The sequence below is a fragment of the Nitratireductor aquibiodomus NL21 = JCM 21793 genome (assembly GCF_000615975.1).
Taxonomy (GTDB): Bacteria; Pseudomonadota; Alphaproteobacteria; order Rhizobiales; family Rhizobiaceae; genus Nitratireductor; species Nitratireductor aquibiodomus.
This window is the reverse complement of the sequence record NZ_BAMP01000016.1, coordinates 1-18,515: the sequence shown is the minus strand read 5'-3', so window position 1 is coordinate 18,515 and position 18,515 is coordinate 1. Positions and strand designations below refer to the sequence as shown.

General features: G+C 61.4%; 19 protein-coding genes, 1 tRNA gene and 1 pseudogene. 10 read left to right on the top strand and 11 right to left on the bottom strand.

Translation table 11 applies throughout. The features are described 5' to 3' along the window. Positions 1-264 precede the first annotated feature (264 nt). A complete protein-coding gene (locus JCM21793_RS06700; protein ID WP_025029870.1) occupies positions 265-576 on the bottom strand; it encodes a hypothetical protein in 312 nt (103 codons plus the stop codon). 230 nt (positions 577-806) lie between these two features. Here JCM21793_RS06700 and JCM21793_RS06695 point away from each other — a divergent pair. Both JCM21793_RS06695 and JCM21793_RS06690 read left to right on the top strand, forming a co-directional pair. Then, positions 807-896: transfer RNA gene (locus tag JCM21793_RS06695), tRNA-Ser, on the top strand. Positions 897-1,321: 425 nt separating this feature from the next. Next, positions 1,322-2,398, top strand: a complete 1,077-nt coding sequence (locus JCM21793_RS06690; RefSeq protein WP_155983390.1) for a hypothetical protein — start codon at positions 1,322-1,324, stop codon at positions 2,396-2,398. Between the two features lie 140 nt (positions 2,399-2,538). On the opposite strand, the gene JCM21793_RS29150 is transcribed toward JCM21793_RS06690, so the two are convergent. After that, positions 2,539-3,708 carry a hypothetical protein gene (locus tag JCM21793_RS29150; RefSeq protein ID WP_155983389.1) on the bottom strand — a complete coding sequence of 390 codons (1,170 nt, stop codon included), beginning with the start codon at positions 3,706-3,708 and terminating at the stop codon, positions 2,539-2,541. 480 nt (positions 3,709-4,188) lie between these two features. On the opposite strand from JCM21793_RS29150, the gene JCM21793_RS06675 reads away from it, so the two are divergent. The 3 genes from JCM21793_RS06675 (at position 4,189) to JCM21793_RS06665 (ending at position 6,131) form a co-directional block, all read left to right on the top strand. Continuing rightward, complete coding sequence (locus JCM21793_RS06675) at positions 4,189-4,662, top strand: GNAT family N-acetyltransferase (RefSeq protein WP_025029866.1); 474 nt, start codon at positions 4,189-4,191, stop codon at positions 4,660-4,662. A 138-nt stretch (positions 4,663-4,800) separates the two neighbouring features. After that, a complete protein-coding gene (locus JCM21793_RS06670; RefSeq protein ID WP_025029865.1) occupies positions 4,801-5,313 on the top strand; it encodes a GNAT family N-acetyltransferase in 513 nt (170 codons plus the stop codon). Next, positions 5,310-6,131, top strand: coding sequence for a class I SAM-dependent methyltransferase (locus JCM21793_RS06665; RefSeq protein WP_202901404.1), 822 nt, complete (start codon positions 5,310-5,312; stop codon positions 6,129-6,131). The genes JCM21793_RS06670 and JCM21793_RS06665 overlap by 4 nt, the downstream gene beginning before the upstream one ends. A gap of 71 nt (positions 6,132-6,202) precedes the next feature. Here JCM21793_RS06665 and queF read toward each other — a convergent pair whose 3' ends face one another. The 8 genes and pseudogenes from queF to JCM21793_RS29145 all read right to left on the bottom strand — a co-directional run bounded on the left by queF (position 6,203) and on the right by JCM21793_RS29145 (position 12,297). Further along, positions 6,203-6,670 (bottom strand): preQ(1) synthase, encoded by a 468-nt coding sequence (queF, locus tag JCM21793_RS06660; RefSeq protein WP_025029863.1) that lies wholly within the window; start codon positions 6,668-6,670, stop codon positions 6,203-6,205. A gap of 15 nt (positions 6,671-6,685) precedes the next feature. Then, complete coding sequence (gene queE, locus JCM21793_RS06655) at positions 6,686-7,405, bottom strand: 7-carboxy-7-deazaguanine synthase QueE (protein WP_025029862.1); 720 nt, start codon at positions 7,403-7,405, stop codon at positions 6,686-6,688. Further along, a complete protein-coding gene (queD, locus tag JCM21793_RS06650) occupies positions 7,402-7,758 on the bottom strand; it encodes a 6-carboxytetrahydropterin synthase QueD (RefSeq protein WP_007008690.1) in 357 nt (118 codons plus the stop codon). Before queD ends, queE begins: the two co-directional genes overlap by 4 nt. Beyond that, the gene (queC, locus tag JCM21793_RS06645) at positions 7,751-8,464 is read right to left on the bottom strand and encodes a 7-cyano-7-deazaguanine synthase QueC (protein ID WP_025029861.1); all 714 of its coding nucleotides are present in this window, start codon (positions 8,462-8,464) and stop codon (positions 7,751-7,753) included. Before queC ends, queD begins: the two co-directional genes overlap by 8 nt. A gap of 137 nt (positions 8,465-8,601) precedes the next feature. Then, the gene (locus JCM21793_RS06640) at positions 8,602-9,699 is read right to left on the bottom strand and encodes a M24 family metallopeptidase (protein WP_025029860.1); all 1,098 of its coding nucleotides are present in this window, start codon (positions 9,697-9,699) and stop codon (positions 8,602-8,604) included. 87 nt (positions 9,700-9,786) lie between these two features. Continuing rightward, positions 9,787-11,371: pseudogene (locus JCM21793_RS24535) on the bottom strand (ABC transporter substrate-binding protein). Positions 11,372-11,392: 21 nt separating this feature from the next. Continuing rightward, a complete protein-coding gene (locus JCM21793_RS06630) occupies positions 11,393-12,058 on the bottom strand; it encodes a helix-turn-helix domain-containing protein (protein WP_025029859.1) in 666 nt (221 codons plus the stop codon). Continuing rightward, on the bottom strand, positions 12,055-12,297 hold the full coding sequence (locus JCM21793_RS29145; protein WP_155983388.1) for a hypothetical protein: 243 nt from the start codon (positions 12,295-12,297) through the stop codon (positions 12,055-12,057). Before JCM21793_RS29145 ends, JCM21793_RS06630 begins: the two co-directional genes overlap by 4 nt. Here JCM21793_RS29145 and JCM21793_RS06625 point away from each other — a divergent pair. From JCM21793_RS06625 to JCM21793_RS06605, 5 genes are read left to right on the top strand one after another with little or no spacing between them, the layout of a single operon-like run. Beyond that, complete coding sequence (locus tag JCM21793_RS06625) at positions 12,291-13,367, top strand: ABC transporter permease (RefSeq protein ID WP_025029858.1); 1,077 nt, start codon at positions 12,291-12,293, stop codon at positions 13,365-13,367. The genes JCM21793_RS29145 and JCM21793_RS06625 overlap by 7 nt on opposite strands. Next, a complete protein-coding gene (locus JCM21793_RS06620; RefSeq protein ID WP_025029857.1) occupies positions 13,364-14,260 on the top strand; it encodes an ABC transporter permease in 897 nt (298 codons plus the stop codon). The genes JCM21793_RS06625 and JCM21793_RS06620 overlap by 4 nt, the downstream gene beginning before the upstream one ends. Continuing rightward, positions 14,257-15,102, top strand: coding sequence for an ABC transporter ATP-binding protein (locus JCM21793_RS06615; protein WP_007008072.1), 846 nt, complete (start codon positions 14,257-14,259; stop codon positions 15,100-15,102). Before JCM21793_RS06620 ends, JCM21793_RS06615 begins: the two co-directional genes overlap by 4 nt. Continuing rightward, positions 15,099-15,851: an ABC transporter ATP-binding protein gene (locus JCM21793_RS06610; protein WP_025029856.1), complete on the top strand. Its 753-nt coding sequence runs from the start codon at positions 15,099-15,101 to the stop codon at positions 15,849-15,851. The genes JCM21793_RS06615 and JCM21793_RS06610 overlap by 4 nt, the downstream gene beginning before the upstream one ends. Before the next feature lie 12 nt (positions 15,852-15,863). Then, a complete protein-coding gene (locus JCM21793_RS06605) occupies positions 15,864-16,364 on the top strand; it encodes a GAF domain-containing protein (RefSeq protein ID WP_025029855.1) in 501 nt (166 codons plus the stop codon). A gap of 52 nt (positions 16,365-16,416) precedes the next feature. On the opposite strand, the gene JCM21793_RS06600 is transcribed toward JCM21793_RS06605, so the two are convergent. After that, a complete protein-coding gene (locus JCM21793_RS06600; protein WP_025029854.1) occupies positions 16,417-18,348 on the bottom strand; it encodes a beta-N-acetylhexosaminidase in 1,932 nt (643 codons plus the stop codon). Positions 18,349-18,515 lie beyond the last annotated feature (167 nt).

The window sequence follows — 18,515 nt, the reverse complement described above, 5'->3', positions numbered from 1 at the left end:
CTGTCGGTTGTCTTGCGTTTCTGGTTACGCCACATGAGCGGGCAGCCTCGAATGGCAGATCCGCTCAAGCGCTCCTGCGAGCGTCCCGCAACGGCCGTGGACCATCGGGAACGGCATGGGGAAAGTCTTCCGCTCTCCCCTTGCGGCCACTCTTGCATGGCTGAAATGAAAATTCACGCGGAATTTTGACCGTCCGGAAAAACGACTTGGGATAGTCTTGCAGTTCCCGTTTCAACCGGCGGCAGGCCTGCCTCTTTCCTGCATTCAGACAAGAACAGTCCGCTGACGCCGGTATCCGGCGATGTAGAAGACGAGGGCCAGCGCAAGGAAGACCAGCCAGCCCGGCAGGGTCAGGATCTGGATGATGAAGGGATCCCAGATGGCGGGAAGCGTGTAGCGCTGGATCGTCGCCTGTGCGAGATTGAGCGTATCGGGTGAGACGGCATACCAGCTTTCGCCGAGCGGCGTGAAGGTCAGTGCCGAAGCCGCGATGGAGCGTGTCGCGTCGATCACCGCCATGACGACGGCGACTGCGAGGGCGAGAACAGCCAGTATCCGCAGGAACAGACGAAACATTCGGGCCTCACATCCGTGCCGGTGCCGTTTTCGGTCTTCAGACGACGAAACGTTCGGTGCGAGACATAGGCCCCGCTGCTGCGCTTGGCAATCACCCTACGGAAAGTTGAGCGTATGTGAGGAAGGCACGCGGGAAAGTGCGGCAAATTGCAAAACTGTCACAGACTGGTCTTGGCATTCTCGATCAGATCGACTAGATGACCCTCGCGCGGCTCACAACGCCGCGCCGTGGAGAGGTGGCCGAGTGGTTGAAGGCGCACGCCTGGAACGCGTGTATACGGGAAACCGTATCGAGGGTTCGAATCCCTCTCTCTCCGCCATTTTTCAATGATTCTGCGATACAGGCTGATAGGTCTTGAAAGCCGGCAGCGGCTGATGCTGCCCCAAGCCAGACATTCAATCTGGTCTGCGGAACGCTCGAAACCTGCCGTTCATTTAGCACCTGCTTTCGGCTTAAGCGGGGTCGATGGTGGACCGTCTGCTTACGTGCTCGGACCGTGATTAGCAGACATTCATCGGCTCAAATTGTGGTGGCGCTTCCGGCCCTAGCAAGACATTAACCGAATAGGGCTGACGCCGCAGTGCGGGCCGTCAAAGCGGCCAATGCTGCATAAGCTCAAAATGTGTGTAAGTCTGCAGGATGGGATCGCGGCCAATGGGGGAATTGAGCAGCCACTTGCACCGAGTTTCTTTGCGGTTGATTGTTGCTTATCAAAATGTCGAATTTGTATGACTGGAGCATTGGGTGAAATCGATTGGAATCATCCCGCGAGATCGCTTGCATCATATTCCCCCGCGCTACCACGCCCGACACGAGTTCTGTTTTCATCTGCACGATCTTATGGCTGGGTTACTTGTGCAGATGGAAAATTCGCGTGCTGGTCACGTCCGCATAGATCTTGCAGAGGGCGAAAAGGAAGATCTAGAGAACAGTCCACACGTACTCGATTTCCTTACTTCTTCAGGACGTGGCGAAATCGAGCAACGGGTCGTAGTGAATCATATGGCGATCGCCCTCTACTCCGACATGTTGCATTTCGTTTATGAAGCAATGAGAGCGCTCGAGAAGCGCAAGTTCGCTGTCGCCTTCTCGCTGCTTCGCAAACCCTTCAAGGAAGGCTTACTCATCGCTGCACAGATGTGCGTAGACGAATCTGCCCTGTTTGCGAAACTCAAGACCAATGCTGCCAACTTGCTTAACCGAAGAGAGTTAAACGAGCAGCGGACGAGACAGCTTCTCCGCGATGCTGTGTCAAAGGCCTGCAAAGGACCAACCATTGTGCAGGCTGATATGATATATGACGCAGTTTTCGATCGAAAGAACGCACTGGGCCTTGCTGGCCTCTTCGACAAGGCGACCCATCTGATCACGGAAAACCGCCAAATCCGAACTGAAGACTACAACATTAATTTCATTTTCAAGAACCCGTTAGACAACGACGTGTATGCTGGGGAAACATATCAACAGATCGGAGTGGTGCTACAGTTTCTGGCTCTAGTGCAGATCGATCTTTACGGGCGCATGACCGAGATCAGTCGCCACCATCGCAATTGGTTGCTCTTCACCTCGCTTGGCACATTCGAGGCGCTTTATAGCTCTGGCAGTCCGCGTATCACCCGGTTCATTCGATCTGCTCTTGGCGAGCTTCTGGCATGCGCTATTTGCGACAAACGTATGCGACTTCTTAAGGTGGACGCGCCGCGTCTCTTCATTGCCGAACGAATCGAGTGTTCCGAATGCGGCGCGGACCAAGGTTTTCCGTTCGGTTGGCTCCTAGGTAAGCTCGAAATGAACCTATTCGACGACAATGGTACAGTATAGCAACGGTCCACAGTGGACATTCATCGAGAGGTTTGCAAACGGCCGCTCTACCGCAATTGCCATCAGAGAAGTTCTGCTGCTCGGCTCTCGGGCCAGTTAGCAGTAGGTAATGCGCCACACGCGGAAAACGCAAAATTGGCTCACAAGCCCAAGGCAAGCAAAAGCCACTCTTTCAGACTTCCAAGCAACACCGCCAGTTTGCCCCAGTAAGGTAGTGCAAGAACGGCGGCGGGAATCGTAGCAGCTGCTGTGACACCAAGAGCTGTACCGAAAGACTTGCAGAAAGCATCGACTGTCGTGTCAATTTTGCCTGCGACCCAGCCAACCGCCTTTCCGAGAAACGATGCCTTTTGAGCCACAATCTCGACGTTTGGCTCATCCGAGGCAAGTTCCGCTTCAATTGCCTCAAGGCTTTCAGCAGCTTCGTTGAGCTCTTCACCTTGCAGTTCAAATTCTTGGGGCGGGTGATTGTGGCCGATGCCTCCATGTGAAGAGGGCTTAGGCAGGTCGTCTTTCAGAGCGGCAAGTTGCTCCAAGACTGTTGCTCGTGCAGCCTTCTCTTTTTTGCTGCCGAGGCCTGCGCTTTGGCCCTCTTTGGCAATCTCTTTGAGCTCCTCAAACGAGAATTCTTCCTGCGCATAGGCTTCTGCAACTGCGTCTTCATAGAAGTCGATGCTGTCCGGATGCTGAGGCGAGGGAGCCCAATCGAAGAGGCCATCGCTCTCAATTTCCTCAACGGCTTCAAGAATGGCATCCTCCGGCACCACGCCTTCGAAATCGCCACGGAGTTCCTCTTCCGCCGAATACGGCCCACCTTTGATGTAGAGGTAACCACCTTCACGACTGTTGTATGGAGTTTCGTTCGCAGGGTCCCAGTACAAATAGTGAAACCAATCCACCAAGTATTTTACTATAGTGGCTTTGGTCAGAGCCTTCCTCCAATCGGGATTGTTCTTAAACCTATCTGGTAGGTTTGCCGGATCACTGTCGTGAAAGTCGGGTTCAGGTTCGAGTCCATATTCAAAGTCTTGGACAACACGGTGAACGCCCACGTTGGTTTCTTTAAAGTTTTCGACTCCAGCAGGATACTCCGAAATCGTCCAGCGCAAATCGCCAAGTTCGTCGTGTTCGACCAATGCTTCATAGATTTCCTCAGATCCCATGCCACTGTCGTCACCACCAATCGGCTCCCAATCCAATTCATCATCGTAAATTTCGAACTGTTCGCCAGAATCGCGATGCTCAATTATTGCCGTCCCCCGAGCGTAAATGATCACAACTAAGCCTTTGACTTTCTGAATGATACCCATCCGCTTGTACTATAGCATCCGGGGCTGGCTCCATCTGAAATCGCATCGTCCACACCGTTCACGCAATCCGAACCTTTGAAATTTCTGCAGCTAAAGTCCGCTCCCCGCCCATTCGCTTCCCTCTCAACGAATGGCAGCTTTTCACGCGCCGCAGGCCCATGATGCCGTGCTGCGCCGGGCAATGCACTGGCGTTTTCACGCAGACAATCCCGCGCCCCCCAATCGACGGTCGACGGCGTCGAAACCGCTTGCGGCGCGCGCGCCATGCGTGTATTGGCGAAACGGTGAACCACGATCAGGGAGGCGCGCAATGTTTGGCTTTATCAGTAAATCTGCGCTCGCTGTTCCGGGGATCGCAATCCTTTAAAAAACCCTGCGGCAGCGAGCATCGCGGGAGCGTATCAAGGGTGGACCTGCCCTCGATCTGCGCTCTGCAACGAAGCTCATTTTCGGTGCCCGTGTGCACCGTTGCAGGAAAATATGGAAAAGAAATCATCGCATCGGATGGCGCCCGCGTCATCCGTCACCGTGCATGTCGTCAGTCCGGGGGACCGTGCAGATCTCTGCGCGCTCCGCGTTGCCGATGAGCAGACCCGGTTTGTGGCGTCAAACGCGGATTCGCTTGAGGAAGCGGACGAGAACGACGCCTGCGTTCCCCTCGTTATCCGGGCGGGAGGGCAGCCCGTCGGGTTCGCCATGCACGCCCTCGACGAAGACGATGGCAATCGCTGGCTCTACCGTCTGATGATCGATGCCCGCTTCCAGGGGCACGGTTACGGGGCGGCGGCGCTTTCGCTCATCGTCCGCAGACTGTCCGCGCTGCCGGACTGCCCGTTCATCATGCTGGGGGTGAAGCCCGAAAACGAGGCTGCCATCAGGCTCTACGAACGGGCGGGCTTTCGGCCAACCGGCGAAACCATTGACGGCGAAATGGTGATGCGGCTCGACGTGTAACGTCAAGGGCCGGGGAGCCTCGCGCTCTCCGGCCCCTTGCAGAGAGGCATTGGACCGCCGGCAGGCATTGACCTGCCTGCCGGCGCGTTCAGGAAATGGCTGCGAAGATCGCGCAGCCGGATGGTCAACGGAACGAACATGATGGAAGAAGCACTGGAAAATACTGCCGAGATCACCTTCCGCCGCGTCACCTCGGCGAATGTGTCGGAGGTGTGCGAACTGAGCGAGACGCTTTCGGATCAGCAGCGCGAATTCGTTGCCGACAATGGAACATCGCTTGCCGAGGGGTTCTGCTCGGAATCGGCCTGGTTCCGCGCAATCTATGCGGATGAATGCCTTGTGGGTTTCGTGATGCTGCACGAGGGATCGGACTGGGACGACGGCATCGATTGTCCCGGGCCTTATCTCTGGCGTTTCATGATCGCCCGGCCGTTTCAGGGCCGAGGGTTTGGAAGGCGGGCGATCGCCGGGATCGCGGACCGTCTGCGCGCGCGCGGCATAAGGGAGCTCTACACGAGCTTCGGGCTCGGCGCGGGCGGCCCGCAGAAATTCTACGAGAAGCTCGGCTTCGTGCCCACGGGCGGCATGTTTGACGAGGAGGTAGAGGTGGTCCTTGCCCTTGAGAGCCCGCGCGGAGAGCGCGTGTCTTGAACACGCAACCGCAACCGCGCCTCAGCCCCGCGCGGGATGGCGGCGGTGGAGCCTCCGGCACAGCGCCGGGGGGCACTGCCGGGATCGATGCACTATACGCAAACCCGTATCTGGCATCGCTTTATGATCGACTTCAGCCGCGCCATCTGCGCGGCGACTTCGACTTCTATCTGCCGATGATCCATGAAGCGCAGTCTGTACTCGATGTGGGGTGTGGTACGGGTTCCTTGTTGCGCGAGGCGCATGCGGGAGGACATGCAGGGCGCCTTTGCGGTCTTGATCCGGCCGAGAGCATGCTCAGGATCGCGAGACGATACGATGGCGTTGAATGGTTGTCCGGCGTGCTGGCTGACTGCGGTTTCAGGGAGCAGTTTGAACTGATCGTGATGACGGGTCACGCGTTTCAGGCAATCGTTGAAGATGAAGAGCTTGCCACACTCCTGCAGTCCGTCCGGGAGGCACTGGTTCCCGGCGGCTGTTTTGCCTTCGAAACACGCAATCCGGATGCCCGCGTCTGGGAACGGTGGGCGCAGGAAGGGCCGGACCGGCTGATCGAGCCGGATGGCAGAACCTTACAGGTCACAACCCGTGTTACGGTGCCGTTCGACGGGCGGTGCGTGACCTTCGTCGAGACATTCGAAGGGGATCATCCGGGACTGCCGGCGACAAGCTGCAGCACCCTGCGTTTCATGGAACATCACGCGCTGTGCGACCTGCTGAAACAAACAGGCTTCCGTATCAGCGAACAGTATGGCGATTTCCGGCGCAATCCGGTCGGACCGCACGCCCCCGAGATCATCACGCTTGCGAGACGATGAATGTCTCCAGGCATGCTCATGCCACGCCCCGGGGCTTTCAGGGGCTGAAGGGGCGAAGCAGTGCGAACATCTCAGCCTCGCCCGCGATAGGGCGGCACGCCCTGATCGGGGATCCACACGCCCTTCGGCGGCTCGCCGGTCTGGTAGAACACGTCGATGGGCATGCCGCCGCGCGGATACCAGTAGCCGCCGATGCGCAGCCAGTGGGGGTCCAGAAGGTCGCACAGGCGGCGGCCTATGGAGACGGTGCAGTCTTCGTGAAACGCGCCGTGATTGCGAAACGCGCCGAGATAAAGCTTTAGCGACTTGCTCTCCACCAGCCAGTCGGCCGGCACGTAGTCGATCACCAGATGGGCGAAGTCGGGCTGGCCCGTAAGCGGGCAGAGCGACGTGAATTCCGGCGCGGTGAAGCGCACGGCGTAGAGCACGTCCTCCTGCGGGTTGGGCACGCGTTCGAGCACGGCGTCTTCGGGGGACGCGGGCAGTTCGGTCCTGCCGCCCAGAAGGGTCAGATTGTCGTAGATGGTCTTGTCGGTCATTGCTGTCGCTTCCTTTCAGACGCCGCGCCGGTTGCCCCACAGGAGCACGTGGAGCTGCGGCAGAATGTGGGGGGAGAACCAGCGGTCGGCCACGGTGCGGTCCACCAGCCAGCGCATGCGCTCGAGAATGCCTTCCATGTCGATGGCGGCATCCTCGGCCTCGGGTGGCGGCGGGGTGTGGTTGCCCGGCTGCAGGTAGAGGGGCAGGGCGGGGTAGCGCTCAGCCGCATCCTTCGCCCAGCGATAATCGGCCTCGTCGAAGATGACGATCTTCATCACCGTGGATGCAGATCCGGCGGCAGCGATGCAGACTTCGAAACGCTCCCAGTCCACCGTCTCGCCGGAGGAGGGCGGCTTGGGGCTCAGAACCAGCATGTCGAGCTTTGCAAACCAGTCGCGGGCGATGGAGCCCTGCGTTTCAAGCGCGAAACGATAGCCCTCGGCGCGGCCCGTATCGATCAGCTCTTCGAAGGGCTGGATCGCAGGGTTGCCACCCGACAGCGAGACCATCACGGGGGCGCCGCCGGAGAGGTCCTTTATGCGCTCAAACACGTCGCGGCTCTGCATCGGCAGCCAGTCGTGGCGATAGGCATTGTCGACGGCGTGGAGGCTGTCGCACCAGCGGCAGCGATAGTCGCAGCCGCCGGCGCGCACGAACACGGTCGGCATGCCGATCAGCGCACCTTCGCCCTGGATGGTGGGGCCAAAAATCTCTGCGATGCGCAGCGTGCTCATGGCCGGTATTCCGCCCAGGTCTTCGGCGTCTCGCTCACGCGCACCGCCGACACCTCGCTCCAGCGCGTCCGGCACCAGTCGAAAAGCGCCTTGGCGAGAAACTCGGCAGTGACGCCGTCATGTCCGAACACCTCGTTCAGGTGCCGGTGATCGAGCGTGTCGTCGATATGGTCTTTCAGGGGCTTGAGCTCACGGTAGTCGCGGACAAAGCCGTGATTGTCGAGCCGCTCGCCGGCCAGTTCCACCACGACGATGTAATTGTGCCCGTGCAGCCGCGCGCAGGGGTGGTCGTCGGGCAGGTTCGTCAGGCGGTGCGAGGCGGAAAAATGAAACTCCTTGCTGACCCTATACATGCTCTGCCTCCCCGGTTGTCTGCCCGGTGGCGGCAAGCCAGAAGTCCGGATCGTCATAGATGGTGGGGTCGGCGACACCGGCCTCGTGGAAGGCCTCGCGCCGCTCCACGCAGGTGCCGCAGCGCCCGCAATGGTTTTCGCCGCCCTTGTAGCAGGACCAGGTTTCGGCAAAGGGCGTATCGACGCGCGCGCCCTCGCGCACGATGTCGCCCTTGGTGCCGTTCACGAAGGGCGTGTAGAGGCTGACCGCGCCCATGCCTTCGAGCGCAGCATCCTGCATGGCCTGAAACGCATCGATGAAGCCCGGCCGGCAATCGGGATAGATGAAGTGATCGCCGCCATGAACGGCGGCGGCCACGGCATCGGCCCCGCGCGCTGCGGCAATGCCGAAGGCTATCGTGAGCATGATGGCGTTGCGGTTGGGCACCACCGTCACGCGCATGGTTTCCTCGGCATAGTGCCCGTCCGGCACGTCGATGGCGTCGGTGAGGGCGGAGCCCGCGAAATGCCGGCCGATGGCGGAGATGTCGAGAAGGTCGTGAGGGACGCCGAGCCGGGCGGCTGCCTTTGCCGCGAAATCCAACTCCTTGCGATGTCTCTGGCCGTAATCGAAGGAGATCAGGCCAATAAGGTTTTGTTCCCGCGCCACCTTGTGGGCAAGGGAAACGGAATCGAGTCCGCCTGAGCAGACGACGAGCGTTTTCATGATCGGGTTCCTTGTTTTAATGACCGGGTAGGCTGCGACCGGTGCCGGAACTCTCCGGCGGCTGGAGGCGTATCAGACCTTCAGCCCAAAGAAAAGCGGCGATCGGTTTCCCGACCGCCGCCTGGTTTTGTGAGCCTCTATCCGCGCAGCTGCGCGGTGCGCGGCAGGTCGGAGAGTATCTCCGCACCGTCGGCGCGCATGATGACGATCTCCTCCAGCCGCAGGCCGAACTTGCCCGGCAAGTAGATGCCGGGCTCGATGGAGAACACCATGCCTTCGTCCAGAACCGTCTCGGAGGTGGCGGTCATGTAGGGCGGCTCGTGAATGTCGATGCCAAGCCCGTGGCCGGTGCGGTGGGGGAAAAAGTCGCCATAACCCGCCTCGGTGATCACGTCGCGCGCGGCCTTGTCGATGGCCTTTGCTGTGACGCCGGGCTTTGCGGCGGCCAGAGCCGCGGCAACCGCCTGTTCGACGATGGCGTAGACCTTCTCAAACTCCGCATCGGGCTTTCCGAAATAGCCAACGCGCGTCATGTCGGATGGATAGCCGCCAAGACGCCCACCCGTGTCGATCAGCACCGCATCGCCTTCCTTCAGCTTCGTGTCGCCGGTGTGGTGATGCGGGAACGCACCATTGCCACCAAAGCACACGCTGGTGAACACCGGCACCGCACCCGCCGCCTTGTAGACGTCGCGGATCGCGGCGGCCACTTCCAGCTCGGTGACGCCGGGCTTCAGCGCATCGAAACCGGCCATGGCCGCCTTGTCGTTGAGCACCGCGCTCGCCTTCAGGCGCTTGTACTCGTCTTCGTCCTTGCGGGCGCGCAGATGGCCGACCGTATCGTCGGTGAAGCGTCGCTTTGCGCCGGGCATCGCGTCGAGCAGAAGCAGCGCGAAATCGGCGCGCATCGTTTCGTCGATCACCACGCTCGGGGTCTCCGGCAGGTTCGATGCCTTCAAAAGCGCGGCAAGGGCCGCGTCCGGGCCGTCATCGTCGCGCCAGGGGAAGAAGGGCAGGTCGGTCTTCTGACGCGAACTGTCGACATTGAGCGCGGGCATCAGGAAGCCGGCATGATCCTTCGAGACCAGCAACATGACAGGGCGTTCGTCGCCATGCGGATCGAGGCCCGCCACATAAATCATGTGGCTTGAAGGGCCGATGGCGACGAGATCGGTGCCGGTTTCGCGCATGCGCTCGCGCAGGGCCTCAAGCCGCCGGTTGGAGGTGGTGGACATCGGAAAACTCCAGAAATGAGAGAGGCGCTTTGAAAAGAAGAGAGGCCGCCACGACTGGCGGGGCGGCCTCGAATGCTGCGGCGTTCGTCAGTCTTTCGTGACGAGCCGGTAGTAGACGAAGTCGGAGGTGGCGCCGTTGACGTAGCCATTCACCTTCTTGTCCATGGCGACCTGATAGGCGGCCTGGAACATGATGACGATTGGCGACTTGGCCTGCACCTCCTTCTGCAGCTCGACATACATCGCGTTGCGCTTGTCAGCGTCGGATTCGGCCAGTGCCGCAGCGGTCTTGTCGTTCATTTCCGTCGGCACGGCCCAGGCGTTCCGCCATGTGGTGGTGGCCTGGTAGTTGTCGTCGGAATTGTCGCGGTTATAGGCGAAGGCCTTCGCGTTGGAGTGCGGATCCATGAAATCCGGGCCCCAGTAGAGCAGCATCGCCTCGTGGCTGCGCTCGCGATACTTGGTGATGACCTGCGAGCGTGCCGGGGATGATGTCGAAATTGATGCCGGCTTCCGCGAAGCTTGCCTGCAGGGACTGCGCCATGTCGGTGAACGGCGTCGAGTTGATGACGTCGAGCGTGACGTTGATCGGCGTTTCCACACCGGCGTCGGCAAGGATCTGCTTGGCCTTTTCCGGGTCGTAGGTGTAGGGCGTCTCGTCATAGGAGCCGGGGAAGCCCTTCGGCCAGAAGGCCTGATGGATCTCCATCTGTCCCTTGAGGAAGCTTTCGGTCATGCCCTCATAGTTGACGAGGTAGCGCGCGGCCTCCCAGACGGCCTCCGGCTGCAGCGCTTCGGTCTTCTGGTTGAAGGAGACGAAATGCACGGCCGCCTGCGGATAGGTCTCGACCTTGATGTTGTCGGCACTGATGCCGTTGATCTGGTCCGGCGTCAGGTTGCGGGCCATGTCCACGTCGCCCGACTGAAGCAGAAGCTGCTGGGTCGCGGCTTCCGCCACGTGACGGATGATGACGTTCTCGACCTTCGGCGCACCCTTGAAGTAGTCGGCATTGGCGCCCATGCGCACCAGTTCGCCGGGGCGGTAGGCCGTCAGCTTGAACGGGCCGGAACCGGCGGAGTTGGCGTTGAGCCACTTGTTGCCCATGTCGCCGTTTTCTTCATGCTCCATCACCGTCTTTTCGTCGACGATGGAAGCCGGGCGGGCGGCCAGCACGTTGAGCACGAAGGCAGGCGAGAAGTCGCCCTCATATTTCACGACAACCTTGTTGCCGTCGACGGTGACCATCTGGTCCACATTCTCCGCCGTCCAGCCGAGCTGGGCGAGGATGAAGGCCGGGGTGAGGTTCAGCTTGATGACGCGGGCAAAGGAAAACGCCACGTCTTCCGCGCGCACCGGGTTGCCCGAGTGGAAGGTCGCGCCGTCGCGCATGGTGAAGGTGATGGTCTTTGCTTCCGCATCGGCATCCCACTCGGCTGCGAGGCCGGGAGCGAGCACCGTCGGGTCCTCAGCGTCGTACTGCACGAGGCGATCATAGATGTTGGTGACCAGCTCGCCCGACGAGAATTCATAGGCCTGTGCGGGATCGATGGCGACGATGTCGTCGATGTTCTGCGCGACGACCAGCACATTGTCCGGCGTTGCAGCGAATGCCTGCTGCGACAGCGGCATGGTGAGGGCGGCGGCAAGGAGCGCCGTCTTGAAGAGCTTCATCATGTTCTCCTCCTTTTTGGATCAGGAATTGCTCTTGGTTTTTCTTGTGGGTTTGCCGGGGCTCTTGTCCGGCGAAACCAGTTCGATGCGATTGTTGGCCTGGCCATTGGCGCCGAACACGGTCAGCGTGCCGGTCCATAAAAGGCGGGCCGGTGTATCGGTGGTGTTCTTCCACGCATGCGGGGTGTTGCCGCGATAATGCAGGCTGTCGCCGGCCTTCATCACCATTTCCTCGCCGTCGAGATACTGGGTGATGGTGCCTTCGAGAATGTAGATCAGCTCTTCGCCCTCATGGCTCACTGTCTCCGAGGAATAGCCGGGAGGCACCGTCAACACGAAGGAGGAAAGCTGGCTGCCGGGAAACTCCGTCCCAAGCCGCTCATAGATGATAGAGGAGCCGGCAATTGAAAACTGCTGGCGGCTTTCGGCACGGGTCAGCCCGTCCTCGGCGCGGGGCTGGGCGACGAAATAATCGAGCCCGACACCCAGCGCGCGGGCAATACCGGCGAGCGAACCGAGCGTCGGCGTGGCGTTGTCGCGCTCCACCTGGCTCAGATAACCGACGGAGAGGCCTGAAGCCTTGCCGAGCTGTTGCAGGGTCAGGCCGAGCTGCTTTCGGCGGGCGCGTATCAGCACACCGATTCTGGTGTCGACATCGGGTGTGGCGCGGGCCGGCTGCGTGCTCAAAGATTTTTCCCCCACAAAAATTTTTTTGATGTAACCAGATTTTTTTGTATGATCCAAGCACTTTTTTGAAGGTTTTGCAGGGCGCGAGACGGGTTTTTGCGCCGCAAAACTGCATGAAAACAGAATGTTGGCTTCTTGGTGGTGCGCGCGCCGGCTTGCAGGTCAGCCAGGGGAGAGGGGGCGCGTTTGGGGCATCCATTCAAAGAAACCGCGGCCAGAGAGCGAAAAAGCCATGGCATTTGAACCATCCACCGGGGCGGCAAACGCCCGCATCAGCATGCTGGCCGGCAGAGCGATCGAGAGCGCTGCGAGCGTTTTTCGTTTCGCCATCGTCGTCGCCGGCACATTTCTCGGCCTTCTGGCCATCACCTTCTTCATCGGTCGTGTCGTGCCGATCGATCCCGTGCTCTCGGTTGTTGGCGACCGGGCGACACAGGAGGTCTATGAGGCAGCACGTCAGGCCATGGGGCTCGACCGGCCGCTTATCGTGCAGTTCTTCGCCTATGTGGGCGACGTGCTGACGGGCGATCTCGGCATGTCGATCTCCACCGGGCGTCCGGTGGTCGACGATCTGGCGCGCGTCTTCCCCGCGACGCTGGAAATGGCCACCATCGGCATCATCATCGGTGTCGTCTTGGGCGTGCCCATGGGCGTTGTCGCCGCCACGCATCAGGGCAGCTGGATCGATCAGGTGATCCGCGTGCTCGGCCTGCTCGGCTACTCGGTGCCGGCCTTCTGGCTCGGCCTTGTCGGTCTCGCCGTCTTCTATGCGGGGCTTGGCTGGGTTGCCGGTCCGGGCCGCGTCGATATCTTCTATGACGGCCTGCTCGATCCCGTGACCGGGCTCTATCTGGTCGACAGCGTGATCGCCGGCGAGTGGGACATCTTCTGGAACGCGCTCGACCATCTGATGCTGCCGGCGTCGATCCTCGGCTTCTTCTCGCTGGCCTATATCGCCCGCATGACGCGCTCCTTCATGCTCGACCAGCTCGGGCAGGAATATGTGACGACCGCGCGCGTGAAGGGTGTCTCGGAGCGCCGCGTCATCTGGCGGCATGCGTTCTATCCGATCCGCATTCAGCTCATCACCGTGATCGGCCTGTCCTATGCAGCACTCCTGGAAGGGTCGGTGATGATCGAAACCGTGTTCTCGTGGCCGGGCATCGGTAATTATCTCACGACCGCGCTTCTCACCGCCGACATGAACGCCGTTTTGGGCGCGACGCTGGTGATTGGCGCTGTCTTCATCATGATCAACAAGATTTCCGATGTGCTTTACCGCATCCTCGACCCGAGGGCACGCCGATGATTGACTGGCTTCTCGACGATTCGCCTGCCTCGCGCCTGCAGGCCAATCTGGGCCGCGCATGGCGCGTCTGGACCGCGCTGTTGCGCAACCCGCTCGCCGTTGTCGGCGCGCTGATCGTGCTGGTGCTGGTCGTCATGGCGATCTTCGCACCGCTGATTGCGCCCTACTCCCCCGTTGGGCAGGATCTCGCAAACCGCCTCATGCCGCCCTCCGCCGAACACTGGATGGGCACGGATGAGCTTGGCCGCGACATCTATTCGCGCGTCGTCTACGGTGCGCGCATCACGCTTCTGATCGTCACCATGGTGGCCGTCATCGCCGCCCCCATCGGCCTTGTGGTCGGTGCGGTGTCCGGCTATTTCGGCGGCTGGGTCGACCGCGTCCTGATGGGCGTGACCGACATCTTCCTGTCGATGCCGAAGCTCATTCTGGCGCTTGCCTTCGTGGCAGCACTGGGGCCCGGCATCGAAAACGCCATCATCGCCATCGCCATCACCGCATGGCCGGTCTATGCGCGCATCGCTCGCGCCGAGACGATCACCTTCCGGGATTCGGAATTCATCTCGGCGGTCAGGCTGCAGGGTGCTTCGGCGACGCGGGTCATCCTGCGTCACGTTCTGCCGCTCTGCGCGTCCTCGACCATCGTGCGCGTGACGCTCGACATGGCGGGCATCATCCTCACCGCCGCCGGCCTCGGCTTCCTCGGCCTCGGCGCGCAGCCGCCTTTGCCTGAATGGGGCGCGATGATCTCGCGCGGGCGCAACTTCATCCTCGATCAGTGGTGGGTCGCCACCATGCCGGGTTTTGCGATCATTCTCGTCAGCCTCGGCTTCTGCTTCCTGGGCGATGGCCTGCGTGACGTGCTCGATCCCAAGCAGGGAGAAAAGCAATGAGTGCACCGCTGCTTGAAATCGAAAACCTGACCGTCACTTTCCCCACATCCCGCGGACCGGTCGACGTGGTGAAGGGCATTTCATTCTCGCTTGGCCGTGAGCGTCTGGGCATCGTCGGCGAATCCGGTTCCGGCAAGTCGATGACGGGCCGGTCCATCCTGCGGCTCATCCGCAAGCCGGGCCGCGTGACGGCGGACCGGATGACCTTCGATGGCATCGACCTTCTGGCGCAGAGCGAACGGCAGATGCGCGAGCTTCGCGGCGCGCGCATCTCCATGGTGATGCAGGACCCGAAGTTTTCGCTGAACCCGGTGATGACCATCGGCGAGCAGATCGGCGAGGCGCTGCTCACTCACAAAAAGCTGCCGCGCAGCGAATTGAAGGCGCGGGTGCTTTCCATGCTGGAAGCCGTGCGCATCAACGAGCCGGAGCGTGTGGCGAACCTCTATCCGCACGAGGTTTCGGGCGGCATGGGCCAGCGCGTCATGATCGCCATGATGCTCATCCCCGAGCCCGACCTTCTGATCGCCGACGAGCCGACTTCGGCGCTCGACGTTTCGGTGCAGGCGCAGGTGCTCGACATCATCGACGATCTGGTGACCGGCAAGGGCATGGGGCTGATCCTCATCAGCCACGATCTGAACCTCGTCTCGCGCTATTGCGACCGCATCCTCGTGATGAACAGCGGCGAGATCGTTGAATCGTGCAAGGCCAGCGACCTTAACAAGGCGACGCACCCCTATACGAGGGGGCTTCTTGCGGCCATGCCGCGCATGGACGAGAACCGCGACGAACTGCCGGTGCTCGACCGCAGCACCTGGACCACGGGAGCGGGTACATGAAGAACGCCGCAATTCATCTCGAAAGCCTGTCGATCAGCTACGGCAAGACGCCGGTGGTGTTCGATGTGAATTTCTCGGTGGCCGAGGGCGAGAGCTTCGCGCTGGTGGGCGAATCGGGCTCCGGCAAATCGACCATCCTGAAGGCGATCAGCGGGCTTGCGCCCGACTGGACCGGCAGGATCTCGGTGCTGGGAAAGCCGCGCGGCCATGCGCCGGACCGGGCGTTCGCAAAAACCTGCCAGATGGTGTTTCAGGATCCGTACGGATCGCTGCATCCGCGCAAGACGGTGGATGACTGCCTGGCCGAGCCGCTTGCCGTGCACGGCATCGGCGGGCGCGACACGCGCGTGAAGGACATGCTCGACGCGGTCGGTCTCGACCAGCGTTTCCGCTTCCGCTTTCCGCACCAGCTTTCGGGCGGCCAGCGGCAGCGCGTGGCGATTGCCCGTGCGCTGATGCTGGAGCCGCGCGTGATGCTGCTCGACGAGCCCACCTCGGCGCTCGACGTGTCGGTGCAGGCGGAAATCCTCAACCTTCTGAAGAAGCTGCGCCGCGAGCAGGGGCTCACCTATCTGATGGTGACCCACAACCTGCCCGTGGTCTCCTTCCTCTGCGACCGGATGGCGGTCATGCGTCATGGCCGTGTTGTCGAGATCGCAGAGGTGGATGCGTTGAAGACGGGTCGGCTTTCCGATCCCTATTCGCGCGAACTCTACGCCGCCAGCGGCGGCACGCTCCAACCCGCATAACAGAGACTGAAAATGACCGACTACACCGGCCCGCTGGCCGAATTCGACCGAGCGCTTTCACGCGCCACGACCCCGGATGCCCCTTTCGACGCGCTTTTGGAGCTGACGCGTGCCGTGGTCGGCACGAAGCTGTTCACCTTCATGACCGCCGACATGAAGACGGAAACGGCAAGCCGTTCCTACACCTCGCATCCGGAAGAATATCCGGTGTCCGGCACCAAGCCGATCCACTATGACCGCTGGTTCGAGACCGTGCACAAGAAGCGCGAATGCTTCGTCGCCAACACGCTGGCCGACATCGACACGGTGTTCCCTGACGCCACGCTGATCGGCAAGCTCGGCTGCGGTTCAGTCATCAACCTGCCGGTGGTGCTGGGCGACACGCTGGTCGGTACCGTCAACATGCTCGATGTCGAGCATCACTACACGTCCGAGCGCGTGGCGCTTGCGCAGGCCTGGCTCTCGGTGCCGGCAAAGGCCGCCTATCTCGCCAGCCGCCAGTTGCAGGGCTGACACTATTTCCGCCCTCATGGTCAGCCTGTCGAACCATGAGGGCGGATGATCGTCAGACCACGGTCCGGTGCGAGATGGGCATCAGATCCTGGATCGCCCGGAACCGGTCGAAATCCTTACGCTCGCTTGCCGACCACGCCGTTTCCGCCATGGCGGAGATGCGCGGGTAGACCAGATGGGCGAAGAGGCCGGGCGTGGCCAGATTCTCTGACCACAAGCACGTTTGCACACCCGTAAGCTGGCTTTTCAGCTCTTCCGGCCAGTCGCCGCCCGGTTCATAGTCGTAGGCGTCGCGCAGCGTCACGGTTCCGGCCCAGCTTGCGCCGGGTTCCCACCATTCAGTCGAACGGGCAATGTCGAGGTAATAATGCTGGGCCGGTGCCAGCACCACCCGATAGCCCTGTTCTGCCAGAGCGCGTCCGCTCTTCGATTCCTTCCACGCGACAAGCAGCGCGCCCTCCACTTCGAGCCCGCCGCCAAGCGCACCTTCTTCCCAGACTGCGATATCGCGTCCGCGCTCGCGCAGCATCTCCTGCACGCGCTTGAGGAAGTAGGATTGCAGCGAGAAGGTCTCGACCTTGCCGAACAGTTTTTCGCCCAGCGCGCGGGCGAGCGGCGATTCCAGCCAGGCACCCTCGGCAACTTCGTCTGCGCCGGCATGGATGTACCGTGCGGGAAACAGCTCCACCAGCGTATCGAACACATCGCCAAGGAAATTCCAGGTCGCATCGACGGCCGGGTTGAGCGCGTTGTTCGGGAAGTACTGCACCGAGCGGTAATAGATGCGGTTCTCACCCGGATCGCAAAGCTGGGGCAGCGCGCGCAGCACACAATAGCAATGTCCGGGGATGTCGATTTCCGGAATGATCTCGATGCCAAGCCCCGCAGCATGGGCCACCAGCGCGCGAATGTCGTCGCCGGTGTAGAATCCGCCCGAACGCTCGGAAGGCGTGCCCAGAAGAGGCGGGAGAAGCTCGTCGCCACCGCGAAAAGCGGTTCGCGCCGTCAGCGCCGGCCAGCCGGGAACTTCCAGACGCCAGGCCTCGTCATCGTTCAGGTGCATGTGGAAATGGTTGAGCTTGTTCCAGGCAAGGCAGTCGAGAAAATCGACGAGATCCTGCATGACATAGAACTGGCGGGCGACATCGAGATGGGCGCCCCGCCAGCCGAACCGCGGTCTGTCGCGCACAATCCCGGTTTCCGGCAGGGTAAATTCGTCAGGCCGCAGCCGCGCGCCGCGCAGCATCTGGCCCAGCGTGATGAAACCGTGGCGAAAGCCGTTTTCATCGCCGGCGGTGAGCGCGATGCCTTCCGCATCGAAGGCGATTTCGTAACCGCCGTCGGGGAGACCCGGATCCTCCGCCGTTGCAACCACATGGCCGGCGCCATGACCGAAAAGGGGCTCCTCATCGGCAAACAGCCTGCCGGCAAGCGCGCGCACCGCCGAAAATGCCTTCTGCGCGGTAAGCGATGCTTCCGCTGCGGGCACCAAGGGCTGCGCCGTGTCGCGCCGGCCATCCACCTGCACATCCAGCGGTGCGGGAATGACGGATACGGGAGCCGCCCCTTCCGGCAGTGCGGTCGGCTCGAGTTTTTCCCAGTTCGGTTCGCCGGGAACGCCATTCAGCGTCATCGGTTCGACCTCCACGGGGCAGGTGGTTCCGTCTTTCAGAATGAGATGCGCGCTCTTGGGGCCATAGGTGTAATGGCGCAGCACGTGGCTCAGCCGGTCTGCTCGAATAACCCAGCTTTCACCTGGCGCAAGCACTGCGCCCTTCGGCTGGAGGAACACGTGATAGTTCGAGAGCTGGTCGGCAAGCGTTGCCCCCTCGATCTCGCAGTCGGGATGAATGCGGAAGAGCGAGGTGGTGGCGAGCTGCGCGCCGCTGATGGGGGCGCCTTCGGTCATTTCGAGCTTCAGCTCGATCACGCGGCGCTCCGCGTCCCAATTGGTCAGCAGGCGGCAGGCATGGCTGTTCGGCATCAGTATTCCTCCCGAAAGAAAAAGAATGCTTGGATTGATGGATTTCAGTGGTCGGCGGCGGTGGGTTGGTCCTGCCGCTGCCGGGGTGCGTTGGCGATCCGCAGATGCTCACGCAGGCGCGCGAGATCGGCGGGCGAGTTTCTGCGCTTCGGCCTGCCGGTCGGCAG

What these genes read in the sequence shown, in the direction of transcription:
- JCM21793_RS06700 (WP_025029870.1), bottom strand. Translation starts at nt 576, where the DNA reads ATGTTTCGTCTGTTCCTGCGGATACTGGCTGTTCTCGCCCTCGCAGTC.
- JCM21793_RS29150 (WP_155983389.1), bottom strand. Translation starts at nt 3,708, where the DNA reads ATGGGTATCATTCAGAAAGTCAAAGGCTTAGTTGTGATCATTTACGCT.
- JCM21793_RS06675 (WP_025029866.1), top strand. Translation starts at nt 4,189, where the DNA reads ATGGAAAAGAAATCATCGCATCGGATGGCGCCCGCGTCATCCGTCACC.
- JCM21793_RS06670 (WP_025029865.1), top strand. Translation starts at nt 4,801, where the DNA reads ATGATGGAAGAAGCACTGGAAAATACTGCCGAGATCACCTTCCGCCGC.
- queF (WP_025029863.1), bottom strand. Translation starts at nt 6,670, where the DNA reads ATGACCGACAAGACCATCTACGACAATCTGACCCTTCTGGGCGGCAGG.
- queE (WP_025029862.1), bottom strand. Translation starts at nt 7,405, where the DNA reads ATGAGCACGCTGCGCATCGCAGAGATTTTTGGCCCCACCATCCAGGGC.
- queD (WP_007008690.1), bottom strand. Translation starts at nt 7,758, where the DNA reads ATGTATAGGGTCAGCAAGGAGTTTCATTTTTCCGCCTCGCACCGCCTG.
- queC (WP_025029861.1), bottom strand. Translation starts at nt 8,464, where the DNA reads ATGAAAACGCTCGTCGTCTGCTCAGGCGGACTCGATTCCGTTTCCCTT.
- JCM21793_RS06640 (WP_025029860.1), bottom strand. Translation starts at nt 9,699, where the DNA reads ATGTCCACCACCTCCAACCGGCGGCTTGAGGCCCTGCGCGAGCGCATG.
- JCM21793_RS06625 (WP_025029858.1), top strand. Translation starts at nt 12,291, where the DNA reads ATGGCATTTGAACCATCCACCGGGGCGGCAAACGCCCGCATCAGCATG.
- JCM21793_RS29145 (WP_155983388.1), bottom strand. Translation starts at nt 12,297, where the DNA reads ATGCCATGGCTTTTTCGCTCTCTGGCCGCGGTTTCTTTGAATGGATGC.
- JCM21793_RS06620 (WP_025029857.1), top strand. Translation starts at nt 13,364, where the DNA reads ATGATTGACTGGCTTCTCGACGATTCGCCTGCCTCGCGCCTGCAGGCC.
- JCM21793_RS06615 (WP_007008072.1), top strand. Translation starts at nt 14,257, where the DNA reads ATGAGTGCACCGCTGCTTGAAATCGAAAACCTGACCGTCACTTTCCCC.
- JCM21793_RS06610 (WP_025029856.1), top strand. Translation starts at nt 15,099, where the DNA reads ATGAAGAACGCCGCAATTCATCTCGAAAGCCTGTCGATCAGCTACGGC.
- JCM21793_RS06605 (WP_025029855.1), top strand. Translation starts at nt 15,864, where the DNA reads ATGACCGACTACACCGGCCCGCTGGCCGAATTCGACCGAGCGCTTTCA.
- JCM21793_RS06600 (WP_025029854.1), bottom strand. Translation starts at nt 18,348, where the DNA reads ATGCCGAACAGCCATGCCTGCCGCCTGCTGACCAATTGGGACGCGGAG.